The 12,797-nt window shown below is 67.1% G+C and carries 14 protein-coding genes and 1 tRNA gene; 11 read left to right on the forward strand and 4 right to left on the reverse strand.

The features are described from left to right. Nucleotides 1–259 precede the first annotated feature (259 nt). Nucleotides 260–1,069: an SDR family oxidoreductase gene (locus U1739_RS16580; protein ID WP_332709684.1), complete on the forward strand. Its 810-nt coding sequence runs from the start codon at nucleotides 260–262 to the stop codon at nucleotides 1,067–1,069. Here U1739_RS16580 and U1739_RS16585 read toward each other — a convergent pair. Then, nucleotides 1,066–1,362, reverse strand: a complete 297-nt coding sequence (locus U1739_RS16585; RefSeq protein ID WP_332709685.1) for a 4a-hydroxytetrahydrobiopterin dehydratase — start codon at nucleotides 1,360–1,362, stop codon at nucleotides 1,066–1,068. The two genes, U1739_RS16580 and U1739_RS16585, sit on opposite strands and share 4 nt — an antisense overlap. Before the next feature lie 49 nt (nucleotides 1,363–1,411). Between U1739_RS16585 and U1739_RS16590 the strand changes: the two genes are divergently transcribed. The 3 genes from U1739_RS16590 to U1739_RS16600 are packed head-to-tail and all read left to right on the forward strand — an operon-like array spanning nucleotide 1,412 to nucleotide 3,044. Continuing rightward, nucleotides 1,412–1,825, forward strand: coding sequence for a metallopeptidase family protein (locus U1739_RS16590; RefSeq protein WP_332709686.1), 414 nt, complete (start codon nucleotides 1,412–1,414; stop codon nucleotides 1,823–1,825). Further along, nucleotides 1,822–2,403: a heme ABC exporter ATP-binding protein CcmA gene (gene ccmA, locus U1739_RS16595; protein WP_332709687.1), complete on the forward strand. Its 582-nt coding sequence runs from the start codon at nucleotides 1,822–1,824 to the stop codon at nucleotides 2,401–2,403. The genes U1739_RS16590 and ccmA overlap by 4 nt, the downstream gene beginning before the upstream one ends. Further along, nucleotides 2,400–3,044, forward strand: a complete 645-nt coding sequence (locus U1739_RS16600) for a heme exporter protein CcmB (RefSeq protein WP_332709688.1) — start codon at nucleotides 2,400–2,402, stop codon at nucleotides 3,042–3,044. The genes ccmA and U1739_RS16600 overlap by 4 nt, the downstream gene beginning before the upstream one ends. Nucleotides 3,045–3,061: 17 nt before the next feature. Here U1739_RS16600 and U1739_RS16605 read toward each other — a convergent pair. Beyond that, nucleotides 3,062–3,138, reverse strand: a tRNA-Pro gene (locus U1739_RS16605). A gap of 160 nt (nucleotides 3,139–3,298) precedes the next feature. Here U1739_RS16605 and yajC point away from each other — a divergent pair. From yajC to U1739_RS16630, 5 genes are all read left to right on the forward strand, one after another. Further along, on the forward strand, nucleotides 3,299–3,640 hold the full coding sequence (gene yajC, locus U1739_RS16610; RefSeq protein WP_332709689.1) for a preprotein translocase subunit YajC: 342 nt from the start codon (nucleotides 3,299–3,301) through the stop codon (nucleotides 3,638–3,640). 7 nt (nucleotides 3,641–3,647) lie between these two features. Further along, entirely contained in the window at nucleotides 3,648–5,243 is a 1,596-nt protein-coding gene (secD, locus tag U1739_RS16615; protein WP_332709690.1) for a protein translocase subunit SecD, read from the forward strand. Between the two features lie 102 nt (nucleotides 5,244–5,345). Beyond that, entirely contained in the window at nucleotides 5,346–6,314 is a 969-nt protein-coding gene (gene secF / locus U1739_RS16620) for a protein translocase subunit SecF (protein ID WP_332709691.1), read from the forward strand. A gap of 7 nt (nucleotides 6,315–6,321) precedes the next feature. Beyond that, nucleotides 6,322–6,693, forward strand: coding sequence for an Mth938-like domain-containing protein (locus U1739_RS16625; RefSeq protein WP_332709692.1), 372 nt, complete (start codon nucleotides 6,322–6,324; stop codon nucleotides 6,691–6,693). A 67-nt stretch (nucleotides 6,694–6,760) separates the two neighbouring features. Then, nucleotides 6,761–7,924, forward strand: a complete 1,164-nt coding sequence (locus tag U1739_RS16630; protein WP_332709693.1) for a DUF3089 domain-containing protein — start codon at nucleotides 6,761–6,763, stop codon at nucleotides 7,922–7,924. Here U1739_RS16630 and U1739_RS16635 read toward each other — a convergent pair. Together U1739_RS16635 and U1739_RS16640 are read right to left on the reverse strand one after the other, a co-directional pair. Then, nucleotides 7,902–9,080, reverse strand: coding sequence for a glycosyltransferase (locus tag U1739_RS16635; protein WP_332709694.1), 1,179 nt, complete (start codon nucleotides 9,078–9,080; stop codon nucleotides 7,902–7,904). The two genes, U1739_RS16630 and U1739_RS16635, sit on opposite strands and share 23 nt — an antisense overlap. A 74-nt stretch (nucleotides 9,081–9,154) precedes the next feature. Next, nucleotides 9,155–9,979, reverse strand: coding sequence for a class I mannose-6-phosphate isomerase (locus U1739_RS16640; RefSeq protein WP_332709695.1), 825 nt, complete (start codon nucleotides 9,977–9,979; stop codon nucleotides 9,155–9,157). 136 nt (nucleotides 9,980–10,115) lie between these two features. Here U1739_RS16640 and U1739_RS16645 point away from each other — a divergent pair, with 136 nt between their 5' ends. Both U1739_RS16645 and recN read left to right on the forward strand, forming a co-directional pair. Beyond that, entirely contained in the window at nucleotides 10,116–11,042 is a 927-nt protein-coding gene (locus U1739_RS16645; RefSeq protein WP_332709696.1) for an outer membrane protein assembly factor BamD, read from the forward strand. A gap of 63 nt (nucleotides 11,043–11,105) precedes the next feature. Further along, entirely contained in the window at nucleotides 11,106–12,770 is a 1,665-nt protein-coding gene (recN, locus tag U1739_RS16650) for a DNA repair protein RecN (protein ID WP_332709697.1), read from the forward strand. The last annotated feature ends 27 nt before the right edge of the window (nucleotides 12,771–12,797 follow it).

The following is a 12,797-nucleotide window of genomic DNA, read 5'->3' on the forward strand; positions in this document are numbered from 1 at the left end:
GGGTCAAACGGAAGTCGCCACGATTCCTTCAGCGCTTCCCCGGCGAAGGCCGGGGCCCAGTTGCGGAACACGGATTTAGTGCGGTGCACTACGTTACATCTGCCATCGCGACTGGGCCCCGGCCTCCGCCGGGGAAGCGGAGTGGGGGGCGGCGGAAGCGCTACTGACTTGTTCCGCGGGCCGACGTGCCGCAAAGCAAGGACGAGAGACTGTGCTTCGCTGTGGATACCGGAACAAGTCCCGCATGACGGAGAGTAGAATGGCGACCACCTTTCCCAAAGCGATCTTCATCACCGGCGGCGGCTCCGGTATCGGCCGCGCTACGGCGCAACTATTCGCCGCGCGCGGCTGGCGGGTCGGCTTGGCCGACGTCAACGCCGCCGGCCTGGCCGAGACCGCGGCCTTGTTGCCCGCCGATCTGGTCAGCACATATGTGATGGACGTGCGTGACCGCGACGCCTGGGGGACGACGCTGGACGCGTTTACGGCCACCAGCGGCGGGCGCCTGGACGTGCTGTTCAACAATGCCGGGATCGGTACTGGCGGGCCGCTGGCCGAAAGCGATTTCGCCGAGCTCGATCGGGTCGTGGCGATCAACCTGATGGGCGCGCTGAACGGCGCGCGGATCGGCTACGCCTATCTCGCCCGCACGCCGGGATCGTGCCTGCTCAATACCGCCTCGGCATCGGCCATCTATGGCTCGGCCGGGCTGGTGCCATATTCGATGACCAAGTTCGCGGTGCGCGCGATGAGCGAGGGGCTGGACGGCGAATGGTCGCGCGCGGGCGTCGATCGCGGCGGCATCAAGGTGCGCGCCATCGTGCCGAGCTTTATCGATACGCCGCTGCTGGCCAGCGCGGTCGGCGGATCGAACCGCTCGATCCGCGACGCGGTGACCGGCGCGGGGCTGGAACTGACTGCGGTTGAAGCAGTGGCGGAAGCGGCCTGGGCGGCGGTGCATGGCGATCGACTGCACACCTTTGTCGGCAAGACCGCCAAGCGCATGGCGTTCGCCGCCCGCTGGATGCCGGGCAAGCTGCGCAAGACGATGCGCAGCGGGCTGCGCTAGGCGTCGAGCAGCGCGTCGATCGCTTGGGCCATATCGACGTCGCGGTGCGACAGGCCGCCGGCGTCATGCGTGGTGAGCAGGATGTCGACGCGGTTCCACACGTTCGACCATTCGGGATGATGATCGGCCTTTTCCGCGAGCAAGGCGACGCGCGTCATGAAGGCGAAGGCCTGGCTGAAATCGGCCAAGGTCAGCGTGCGGGTGATCGCGTCGCGCGCCTCGTCATAATCCCATTCGTCGAGCGCATCCAAGGCTTCGGCGCGCTCGGCGTCGCTCAGTTGCTCGATCGCCACGTCTCTCTCCCGCTGGCGCAACTTGCGCCCAATGCGTAAGGCTTAGCCGATGGCCGCTTTGGATCAACCCGTCCGCGATGTTCCGCCCGACACGGCGGCGATCGAGGAGATTGCGCTGGCGACGCTGGAAGGCCTCCCGGCCGAATTTCGCGCGCATCTCGGCGACGTCGTGTTGATCGTCGAGGATCTGGCCGATGACGAGACGCTGGCGGCGCTCGACATCGATCATCCGCTCGATCTGACCGGCCTGTATCATGGCCGCCCGCTGGGCGATAAATCCTCCAGCGATTCCGGCGCGCCGCCCGACCGCATCCATCTTTATCGCCGCGCCATCCTCGACGAATGGATCGAGACCGGGGTCGGGCTGCGGGCGCTCGTCTCGCATGTCATGATCCACGAGATCGGACATCATTTCGGCCTGTCGGACGACGACATGCACACGCTGGAGGCGGCGGTCGCTTGAGCGCGGCGCTGGCGTTGGAGGGCGTGACCTGCGCGCGCGGCGGACGGATCTTGTTCGCCGGCTTGTCCCTGGCGCTGGCGGCGGGGGAGGCGGCGTTGGTGGTCGGCCCGAACGGTGTGGGCAAGTCGAGCTTGGTGCGCGTTGCCGCCGGCTTGTTGCGGCCGGCCGCGGGCACGGTAGCGGTGGCAGGCGCGCGTGCGTTCCTGACCGAGGCGAGCGCGATGGACGCGGAATTGCCGCTGGTTGACGCGCTGGGCTTCTGGGCGCGCATCGACCGCCGGCGCGATGCCGTGACGGCGGCGCTCGCCGCGTTCGAACTGACCGCCCTGGCCGGCGTGCCGGTGCGGCTGCTGTCTACCGGGCAACGGAAACGCGCCGGCCTCGCCCGCGTGGTGGCCAGCGGGGCAGAGGTGTGGCTGCTCGACGAACCGACCAACGGGCTTGATGCGGCGGCGGTAACCATGCTCGAAGCGGCGATCGCGCAGCACCGCAGTGGCGGGGGTATCGCGCTCGTTGCTACACATCTGCCGCTGGCGCTGCCCGGCGCGCAGCGTATCGACCTGGCCGGCACGGCATGAGCGTGATCACTGCCCTGATCGTACGCGATGTGCGCCGCGCCTGGGCCGGCGGCGGCGTGACGTTGGTCGTCGCTTTCTTCCTGCTCGTCGCGATCCTGTTCCCGTTCGCCATCGGGCCCGATGCGCGGCTGCTGGCGCGGGTCGGCGGCGGGGTGATCTGGGCCGCGGCCTTGCTTGCGGCCCTGCTGCCGGTCGAGCGGCTGGTCGCGCCCGATCTGGAGGCGGGAATGCTCGACCAACTGGCCGTGCGCGGGGTGAACATGGCGACGGTGGCGGCGGCCAAGATCGTCGCGCACTGGCTGAGCTTCGGCCCGCCGCTGATGCTGGCCGCGATCGCCGCCGCGGGATTGCTGGATCTGTCTGCCGACACGTTGCTCGCGGTGGAACTCGGCCTGCTCATCGGCACGCCCGGCCTGGCCGCGCTGACGGTGACGACATCGGCGCTGGTCGCCGGGCTGCGCGGCGCTGGCGCGGTCGCCGGGCTGGTCATGCTGCCGCTCGCCATACCGTTGCTGATCTTCGGCGCGGGCTCGATCGACGGCGGCAGCGGCGCAGTCAAGCTGCTCGGCGCGGTCAGTCTGTTGCTGCTGGCGGGCGCGCCGTTCGTGGCGGGCGCGGCAATGCGCGCCGGCCTGGACTGAAGGGGAGCGGAAATTCTTGGTCGGGGCGACAGGATTCGAACCTGCGACCCCCACACCCCCAGTGTGATGCGCTACCAGGCTGCGCTACGCCCCGACCGAGGGCGGGCGTGTATGCCCGCTGGCCACAGGATGCAAGCGCCGCGATTGCGGCACGGCTTGTCCGTCATCCGTTTGTTGCACCCCTGCCACGTTGATGATAGCGCGCGGCGCTTATAGCGTGGGCCATCCCCGCGCGCCTCCATTCAGGTAGCCGCATGTTGATTCCCCAAGCCTTCGCCCAGACCACCGGCGCCGCGGCGAGCTCCAGCCCGCTCGGCATGTTCGCCAGCATCGCGCCGTTGCTGCTCGTGTTCGTGGTGTTTTACTTCCTGATGATCCGCCCGCAGCAGCGCCGCATGAAGGCCATGCAGGCGGCGGTCAATGCGGTGAAGAAGGGTGATTCGGTGGTTACCGCCGGCGGCATCCTGGGCAAGGTGACCAAGGTCGAGGACACCATCGTGGAAATCGAGATCGCCGCCAACACGCGCGTCCGCGTGGTCAAGGCGACGCTGACCGACGTGACCGGCGTCGGCACGGCCAAGCCCGCGAACGACTGACCCCGCAATGCTCGATTTCCCGCGCTGGAAAGTGCTTTCGATCCTCGGTTTCCTGGCGGCGTTGATGCTGCTGGCGGTGCCGAGCTTCCTGCCCGAATCCACCACCGCCAAATGGGGCAGATTCCCCCATCCACGCATCAACCTCGGCCTCGATCTCGCCGGCGGCTCGTATCTGCTGCTCGAGGCCGACACCAAGGACGTCGCCCAGACGCGGCTCGATGCAATGCGCGACCGCGTCGTCACTGAGTTGCGCCGCGGTTCGCCGCGGATCGAGACCGGTGACGTGTCCGAGCGCGACGGCAAGCTGAGCTTCATGCTGCGCGATTCGAGCCAGGTCGATGCGGCGCGCGAGAAACTGCTCGAGATCGCCGGCAGCGGCGTCGGCATGACCGGGCAGCGCGAATGGGACATCCAGGTCGTCGACGGCTCGCGCTTCGTCATGACGCCGAGCGAGGCCGGCCTAAAGGCGGCGATCAAGACCGCGGTCGACGATGCCACCGAAGTCGTCCGCACGCGTATCGATCAGCTTGGCACGCGCGAGCCGACCATCGTCCGCCAGGGCGATACGCGGATCGTCGTGCAGGTGCCCGGCTTGCAGAATCCGCAGGCGCTGAAGGATCTGCTCGGCAAGACCGCCAAGCTCGAATTCAAGCTCGTCGACATCGCCGCCGATCCCGTTGCGGTGGCCAAGGGCCAGGCCCCGATCGGTAGCCAGATCCTGCAATATCAGGAGGGCGGCGCGCCGATCGCGGTCAAGCGTTCGGCAATCATTTCGGGCGATCAGCTGACCGATGCGCGCCAGGGTTTCTCGCCGGACGGCAACGAGCCGCAGGTGGTGATCACCTTCAACAGCGAAGGCGGCCGCCGCTTCGCCCGCGTGACGCAGGAAAATGTCGGCAAGCCGTTCGCCATCATCCTCGACAACAAGGTGATTTCCGCGCCGAATATCAACGAGGCGATCCTCGGCGGCACGGCGAGCATTTCCGGCAGCTTCACGGTCGATACGGCCAACCAGCTGGCCATCGCCTTGCGCTCGGGCAAATTGCCCGTGCCGCTCAAGGTGATCGAGGAATCGACCGTCGGGCCGGATCTCGGCGCGGATTCGATCCGCGCGGGCATTCTTGCCTCGGTCATCGCGGTGACCGCGGTGATCATCTTCATGTTCCTCACCTATGGCCGCTTCGGTTTCTACGCGAACCTTGCCGTGGTCATCAACGTGATCGTCATCGTCGGCGTGCTGGCCTTGCTCAACGGCACGTTGACGCTACCCGGCATCGCCGGCTTCGTGTTGACCATCGGCACCGCGGTCGACGCCAACGTGCTGATCAACGAGCGTATTCGCGAGGAACGCCGGCGCGGTCGCAACGTGGTCCAAGCGGTCGAGCTGGGGTACAAGGAAGCCAGCCGGACGATCTTCGAGGCCAATGTGACGCACGCCATTTCCGGCGTGATCATGCTCGTATTGGGTTCCGGCCCGGTCAAGGGCTTCGCGGTCGTGCTGCTGATCGGCATCGCCACCTCGGTGTTCACCGCCGTGGTGTTCACCCGCATGATGATCGCGTTGTGGCTGCGCAAGAACCGGCCGACGGATATCAACATATGATCCCTCCCCCGTCATCCCAGCGAAAGCTGGGATCTCTGCGTGGCGCGTGCCGCGCCCGCCCCATCAAGATGCCAGCCTTGGCTGGCATGACGAGGTCGTAAGATGCGCCTGCTGAAAATCGTCCCCGACAATACCAACCTGCCGTTCGTCAGCTTACGCAAATGGGCGTTCGCGCTGACCATGGCGTTGAGTCTTGCCTCGGTCGGGCTGGTCTGGGCCAAAGGTCTCAATTTCGGCGTCGATTTCGTCGGCGGCCTGATGATCGAGGAAAAGTTCGTCACCGCGCCCAATGTCGATCAATTGCGCCAGACGATCGATCGCCTCGGCGTCGGCGACGCTCAGCTGCAGCCGTTCGGTGACGGCAAGACCATGACGATCCGCCTGCCGGTGGTCGAAAGCGCCGACGAAGGCGCGACCAATGCCGTCGTGCGCAAGGTCGAGGCCGCCGTCGGCCAAGCCTTTCCGGGCGCGACCTTCTCGCGTTACTCGACCGTCTCGGGCAAGGTTTCGGACGAGTTGATCCGCAACGGCATCCTGGCCGTCGTGCTCGCGGTGCTCGGCATCGGCCTGTTCGCCGTGGTGCGGTTCGAATGGCAGTTCGGCGTCTCCACCGTCGTCGCCATCGTCCACGATCTGCTCATGACGCTTGGCTTCTTCGCGCTGACGCAGTTCGAGTTCGACCTCAATATCGTGGCGGCCGTGCTCACCATCATCGGTTATTCGATCAACGACAAGATCGTCATCGATGATCGCATTCGCGAGAATATGCGGCGCTATCGCAAGATGGACATGGCCGGGATTGTCGACCTTTCGGTTAACGAGACGTTGCCGCGCACGGTGATGACCTCGCTGACCATCCTGCTCGCGCTGTTCGCGTTGCTGTTCCTCGGCGGCCATGTGCTGCGCGGCTTCACTGCGGCGATGATCCTCGGCATCTTCGTCGGCACCTATTCATCGATCTACGTGTCGTCCTCGCTGCTCATCACGCTCGGCCTGCGCGCCAATCCAGATGCGCCGGACAAGCCGGAACGCGGCACGAGCGGTGCGGAGCGGGTTGGGCCGAAGGGCTGATTCGCGCATGAAAATGGACAAGCCGAAGACCGATGGCCCGATCATCGCCGGCTTCTCCGCCGGCGGGTTCAAGGTCGATGACGGCGTCTATCGCGCGCTGCTGATCACCCCGCAGCGCGCCGACGGCTGGGTGCCGCCGCCGCTGGCTGACCTTGGCGAGACGGATCTCGCGCCCATACTCACGCTCGATCCGCCGCCCGAATTCGTGTTGCTTGGTACCGGCCCCTCGCTGGTACGCCCCGCGCCGAAGCTGATTCGCGCGATCGAGGCCTTGGGCTTCGGCGTCGAGGCGATGGACAGCCGCGCCGCGGCGCGCGCCTGGGCGGTGTTGCGCGGCGAAGGCCGCTGGATCGCCGCCGCGCTCTATCCGCTCGATTAACCGGCTCGACGCCGGCGATTTCCACGATACACTTTCCCCAAGACCATAAGAGTCGGGGGGAGAATTCATGAACATGCTCGTCACTGCGCTGGCCATGCTGGTCGCGGCGCCCGCCGCGGCGCAAACCGGTCCCGCGCCGACGCCGGATTATACGCAGGATGCGACCTGGCTGTGCCGCCCGGGCCGCAGCGATGCCTGTACCTCGAATCAGGACGTCACAGTGATCCGCGCCGACGGCAAGCGTAAGATCGAGAAACTGCGCGCGGACGCGCAGATCCCGTTCGACTGTTTCTACGTCTATCCCACCGTGTCGATGGATGCGACGCCGAACAGCGACATGGTCGCAGGCCCGCAGGAAATCGCCGTCGCCACATCGCAGGCGGCGCGCTTCCGCCAGCATTGCCGCGTGTTCGCCCCGCTCTATCGCCAGGTGACGCTCACCGCGTTGCGCAGCGCGATGACCGGCGCGCCGCTGCAGGCGGATCGCGAACTGGCCTATGCCGACGTCAAGGCCGCCTGGAATGCCTATCTGGCGCGCGACAATGGCGCCCGTGGCGTCGTGCTGATCGGGCATAGCCAGGGATCGGGCGTGCTCAAGCGGCTGATCGCCGAGGAGATCGAGGGTAAGCCGGTGCAGCGCCGGCTGATCTCGGCCATGTTGCTCGGCACCAATATCGCGGTGCCCGCGGGGCAAGATGTCGGCGGCGACTTCAAGCGCCTGCCCGTGTGCCGCAAGGAGGGACAATATGGCTGCATCGTCAGCTACGTCTCGTTCCGCGCCGATTCGCCGCCGCCCGCCAATAGCCGCTTCGGCAAGGTGCCGACTGCGGGTCAGGTCGCCGCTTGCACCAATCCCGCGGCACTGGCCGGCGGTAAGGCGGTCACCGATGCGATCCTCGGCGCGAACGGCGCTGGCACTGGCTCCGCTGCGATGGGCCCATGGAGTAAGGATGGCGCGCCGGTCAGCACGCCATTCGTGAAAGTGCCGGGATTGATCTCGGCGGAATGCGTGTCGCAGGGCGGGTTCGACTATCTCGCCATCACGGTGAATGCCGATCCGGCCGATCCGCGCACCGATACGATCGTCGGCGATGTCGCGATCGGGCCGGCGATCCTCAAGGATTGGGGACTGCACCTAATCGACATGCCGGTGGAGATGGGCAATCTCGTCGAACTGGCCGATCGCCAGGCGACCGAATGGCGCGGCGCTACGTGGCGGAAGAAGCGCTGACCAGACCGGACAAGTGATCGTATAAAGCGGCGGTGTTGGCCTCCCAGGTGAAGCCCATCGCCGCCTGCCGCGTCTCCGCCTGAGTCGGCGGATCGGCGAGCAGGCTGCCAATGGCGCTGGCGAACGACGCGGCATCGCGCGCGGCGAGGCGCCCTGCGGCGGGCGTCGTCACTACCTCGCGAGCGCCGCCGACATCGGTGATGACGATCGGCGTGCCGCAGGCCAGGGCCTCGATCCAGGCATTGGCCAGCCCTTCCGATGCCGAGGCGAGCGCCATCACGTCGGCCGCGGCGAGCAAGGCGGCGACCTCGGCATGGGGCAGCGCGCCGAGCAGGCGCACACGCTCGCTAATGCCAAGCGCCGCGGCCGCGCTGGCCAAGGCCGCGCGTTCCCGTCCCTCGCCGACGATCAGCAACGATGCGCCGGGCAGGGCCGCCACCGCGCGCAGCACGATATCATGACCCTTGAGCGGGATCAGCGCGCCGAGCGCGACGATCAGCGGTCCGTCGATGCCCAGCGCCGCCTTGCCCGCCGCGCGATCAACCACGGCGAAGCGGGCGAGATCGACGCCGGTGTGATGTACCCGGATACGCGCTTCCGGCAGGCCCAGCGCGATCATGTCCGCCCGCATCGCCGCGCTCACCGCGAGCATCCCGCCGGCCTGCCGGCCCGCCGCCAGGATCTGTGCGGCGGTGGCCGGCGCCTTGCCCCAGTGATGCACGTCGGAGCCGCGCGCCTTGATCGATACCGGCACGCCGAAATGCCGCCCGAGCGCGACCGCCGCCGGTCCATCGGGGAAGAAGAATTCCGCGTCGATCACGTCGAACGCGAAATCGCGGCGGAGCGCGGTCAGCAACGGTTTTAGGCGTCGCACCAGCGCGCCAGCGTGGAACCGGCCTTTAGTCCCGGGAAGGGTGGTGAAGCGCGGGCGCCAGGTCTGGACGCCGTGCCATGTCTCATGTTCGGGCAGGCCGGCGAGTGTCTGGTAGCGCGACACGCGCGATAGCGGCCAGGGCGGCATGCCGAGCGGGGCGACAACCTGCAGCGCGACATCCGGGTGCGCGGCAAGGCGCAGCGTCTGACGCTCGACGAAGCCGCCGAAATTGGGGCGGCTGGCGTCTGGGAAGAGCGTGGCGAGAGTGAGGACACGGAGCATTTGTGGGATGCTAGCGGTGGAAGGTTAAAGTGCTGTCGATGAGGCCCCCCTCCCTGGAAGGGAGGGGAGTGGGATCAGATCCGCACATTCCCCGGATAGGCGAACAGCAAATCGCTTCCCGTTGCCGCACTGACGTGCGTGGTGCCGGTAAACTGCAGACACTCGCCCGCTTTCCACGCGACGCCATCCGCCGCGCCCTCGCCGGTAACGGGCACGAACCAGCCCGGAACGCCGTCCGGCAGCGTCACCACGCGCTCGCCCGCGGGCCAGCGTTCGAGCACGAATTTTGGTCCCTCGACCAGGATGATGCGATCGTCCGCCACGCGGCCCGGCGCGGAGGGCGCGACGAACGGCACCGGATCGGCCACCGCGACGCCATCGTCGAGATGCAGTTCGCGGTCGCTGCCATAATCGTACAACCGGTAGGTGGTGTCCGAATTCTGCTGGATCTCGATCACCGTTATCCCCGCGCCGATCGCGTGGACCGTGCCGCTGGCGGAGTAAAAGAAATCGCCAGCCTTGACCGGCTTCCAGTCAAGCAGATGCTCGATCGAACCATCTTCCGATGCCGCGCGTAGCGCATCCTTGGTCATCGGCTCCAGCGTGCCGATCGCGATCGTCGCGCCCGGTTCGGCCGCCAGCACCACCCAGCACTCGTCCTTGCCGCGCGGTAGTCCCCGCGCGTGCGCCTGCTCGTCATTGGGATGGACCTGCACCGAGAGTTTTTCCGAGGTGAACAGATATTTGATCAGCAGATCGGGCTTGCCGGCATCCGGCGTCTGGAACCACACTTCGCCGATCTTCTCGGCCCCTGGTGCGGGATCGGCAAAACCGGGCCATAACGTATGCCGGCCCCACGGTTTTTCGACCCGGCGCGTGGTCAGCAGGCTAGCGGTCATTCGTTTCGCTCCTCGAGAGGTTCGTTGCGGCTGTGTAACGCACCATAACCGTCCAGGCTCCACCGCATCGTGTCGCCGCGTGCCCGCCACCGAAAAACATTGTGAGCGCGGGCCTTGCTGCGTTATGGCAGCTGCCATGCGTATAACCCTGTCCCGCCCGATCGCTCTTGCGACCATCGCCGCGCTCGCCGCGACCACCGCCGGTTGCGCGCGCAACACCGCGAAGAACGACGTTCCCTATATCGCGCGCGACGTGGGCACGCTGTATTCCGCGGCCAAGCGGCGGCTCGATCAGCACCGCTACAAGGAAGCGGCTGCCTTGTTCGACGAGGTCGAGCGCCAGCATCCCTATTCGATCTGGGCGCGTCGTTCGCAGTTGATGAGCGCCTTCGCCAATTATCTGGGCAAGGATTATACCAGCTCGATCCAGTCGGCGCAGCGCTTCCTCCAGGTCCATCCGGGTAACCGCGACGCGGCTTATGCTTATTATCTGATTGCGCTCGGCTATTACGAGCAGATCAGCGACGTGACGCGCGATCAGAAGATCACCCAGCAGTCGCTGGACGCGCTGGGCGAGCTGACCCGCCGTTATCCCAACACGCGCTACGCTGCCGATGCGCGGCTCAAGATCGATCTGGTGCGCGATCACCTCGCCGGCAAGGAGATGGAGATCGGCCGCTGGTACGAGACGCGCGGCCAGTGGCTCGCGGCGACGATGCGCTTCCGCAAGGTGGTCGACGATTATCAGACCACGACTCACGCACCCGAAGCGCTGATGCGGCTGACCGAGACCTATCTCGCGCTTGGCGTGCCGGAAGAAGCGAAGAAGGCGGCCGCGGTGCTGGGCGCCAATTATCCCGGCAGCGACTGGTATGAAAGGTCGTACAAACTTGTGAACGAACATCCGGGTACCGCCATGGCGATGATCCCCCCCGGCCAGCCGATCGTGCCGGTGACCGCGCCTGTGGCGGCCGACAAGAAGGCGCTGCCGGGCAGCGATGCGGTTGCACCTAAAGACGAGGGCCGCGCCGCGCCGACATCGAGCAGCCCCAACGGCGGCTGATCCGCTGCACCGCGCAAAGAACAATTCCGGAACGCGGGTTTATGCGCTAGGGGCGTGTCGATCATGCTGACCCAGCTTTCCATTCGGGACGTCGTCCTGATCGAGGCGCTCGACCTCGATTTCGGGACCGGGCTCGGTGTGCTGACCGGTGAGACCGGGGCGGGCAAGTCGATCCTGCTCGATGCGTTGGGCCTTACGCTCGGCGCGCGCGGCGATAGCGCGCTAGTCCGGCATGGCACCAGCCAGGCGGTGGTCACCGCAAGCTTCGATGCGCCGGTCGACGGTGGGGCGCTTGCCGGCCTGCTGGGCGACAACGGGCTCGACATGGAGCCGGGCGAGCCGCTGATCATCCGCCGCATCGTCAAGGCCGATGGCGGCAGCCGCGCCTTCGTCAACGATCAGCCGGCCTCGGCGGGCCTGCTGCGGGAGCTCGGCACGCATCTCGTCGAGATCCACGGCCAACACGATGATCGTGGGTTGCTCAACCCGCGCGGGCATCGCGCGCTGCTTGATAGTTTCGCGCGCATCGATCCTTCTCCCGCTGGCGCCGCCCATCGCGCCTGGCGCACGGCCGAGACGGCGTTGGCCGAAGCGCGGGAGGAACTCGACACGCAAGCGCGCGACCAGGAATGGCTCGAACACGCCGTAGCCGAATTGCGCGCGTTCGGGCCGGAGGAAGGCGAGGAGGAAACGCTCGCCACGCGCCGTGCGGGAATGCAGCGCGGCGAGAAGATCGCCGACGATCTGCAGGCGATCGCCGATTTGCTTGACGGATCGGACGGCGGGCTGGCCAAATTACGCCAGGCGGCGCGTATTCTCGAGCGCGTCGGGCAGGACCACGAAGCGTTGGGCGAAGCGCTGGAAGCGATCGACCGGGCGATCATCGAAGGCGCTGAAGCGCAGGAAAAGGTCGACGAAGCCGCCGCCGCCTTGGCGTTCGATCCCGCCCAGCTCGAATCGGACGAGACGCGATTGTTCGATCTCCGCGCGCTGGCGCGGAAACATCGCGTTCAGCCCGACGAACTTGCCGCGCTGGCGCAGGAACTATCCGACAAGCTGGAGCGGATCGAAAGCGGTGGGGCGGGGATTGCCGCACTCGAACGCACGCTGGCGGCGGCTGCCAAGGCGTACGAAACCGAGGCCGATCGATTGACCAAGCAGCGCAGCGCAGCGGCGGCGCGGCTCGACGCTGCGGTAAAGAGCGAACTCGCGCCGCTCAAGCTCGATGCCGCGCGCTTCCGCACCGCAATTGCCCCGCTGGCGCGCGACGCCTGGGGCCCGGCGGGCAAAGACCGCGTCGAATTCGAAATTTCGACCAATCCCGGCGCGCCGTTCGCGCCGCTGACCAAGATCGCCTCGGGTGGCGAACTCTCGCGCTTCATTCTCGCGCTAAAGGTGGCGCTGGCGGAGGAGGGCGGGGCGGCGACGATGATCTTCGACGAGATCGATCGCGGCGTCGGCGGCGCGGTGGCCAGCGCGATCGGCGAACGGCTCGCACGGCTGGCCAGCCGCACGCAGCTGTTGGTGGTCACGCACAGCCCGCAGGTCGCGGCGCGGGGCGGGCGGCATCTGTTGATCGCCAAAAGTCATGACGGCACCGTCACCCGCACCGGCGTCCGCGCATTGGACGAGGCGGAGCGGCGCGAGGAAATCGCTCGCATGCTGTCCGGCGCGACCGTGACGGACGAGGCCAGGGCGCAGGCGGAGCGGTTGCTGGAAACGGCGTGATGGCCCGGCCGCAAGGGCCCGATTCAA

The organism is Parasphingomonas puruogangriensis, assembly GCF_036663635.1.
Taxonomy (GTDB): Bacteria; Pseudomonadota; Alphaproteobacteria; order Sphingomonadales; family Sphingomonadaceae; genus Sphingomonas.

What these genes read in the sequence shown, in the direction of transcription:
- U1739_RS16580 (WP_332709684.1), top strand. Translation starts at nt 260, where the DNA reads ATGGCGACCACCTTTCCCAAAGCGATCTTCATCACCGGCGGCGGCTCC.
- U1739_RS16590 (WP_332709686.1), top strand. Translation starts at nt 1,412, where the DNA reads ATGGCCGCTTTGGATCAACCCGTCCGCGATGTTCCGCCCGACACGGCG.
- U1739_RS16600 (WP_332709688.1), top strand. Translation starts at nt 2,400, where the DNA reads ATGAGCGTGATCACTGCCCTGATCGTACGCGATGTGCGCCGCGCCTGG.
- yajC (WP_332709689.1), top strand. Translation starts at nt 3,299, where the DNA reads ATGTTGATTCCCCAAGCCTTCGCCCAGACCACCGGCGCCGCGGCGAGC.
- secD (WP_332709690.1), top strand. Translation starts at nt 3,648, where the DNA reads ATGCTCGATTTCCCGCGCTGGAAAGTGCTTTCGATCCTCGGTTTCCTG.
- secF (WP_332709691.1), top strand. Translation starts at nt 5,346, where the DNA reads ATGCGCCTGCTGAAAATCGTCCCCGACAATACCAACCTGCCGTTCGTC.
- U1739_RS16625 (WP_332709692.1), top strand. Translation starts at nt 6,322, where the DNA reads ATGAAAATGGACAAGCCGAAGACCGATGGCCCGATCATCGCCGGCTTC.
- U1739_RS16630 (WP_332709693.1), top strand. Translation starts at nt 6,761, where the DNA reads ATGAACATGCTCGTCACTGCGCTGGCCATGCTGGTCGCGGCGCCCGCC.
- U1739_RS16635 (WP_332709694.1), bottom strand. Translation starts at nt 9,080, where the DNA reads ATGCTCCGTGTCCTCACTCTCGCCACGCTCTTCCCAGACGCCAGCCGC.
- U1739_RS16640 (WP_332709695.1), bottom strand. Translation starts at nt 9,979, where the DNA reads ATGACCGCTAGCCTGCTGACCACGCGCCGGGTCGAAAAACCGTGGGGC.
- U1739_RS16645 (WP_332709696.1), top strand. Translation starts at nt 10,116, where the DNA reads ATGCGTATAACCCTGTCCCGCCCGATCGCTCTTGCGACCATCGCCGCG.
- recN (WP_332709697.1), top strand. Translation starts at nt 11,106, where the DNA reads ATGCTGACCCAGCTTTCCATTCGGGACGTCGTCCTGATCGAGGCGCTC.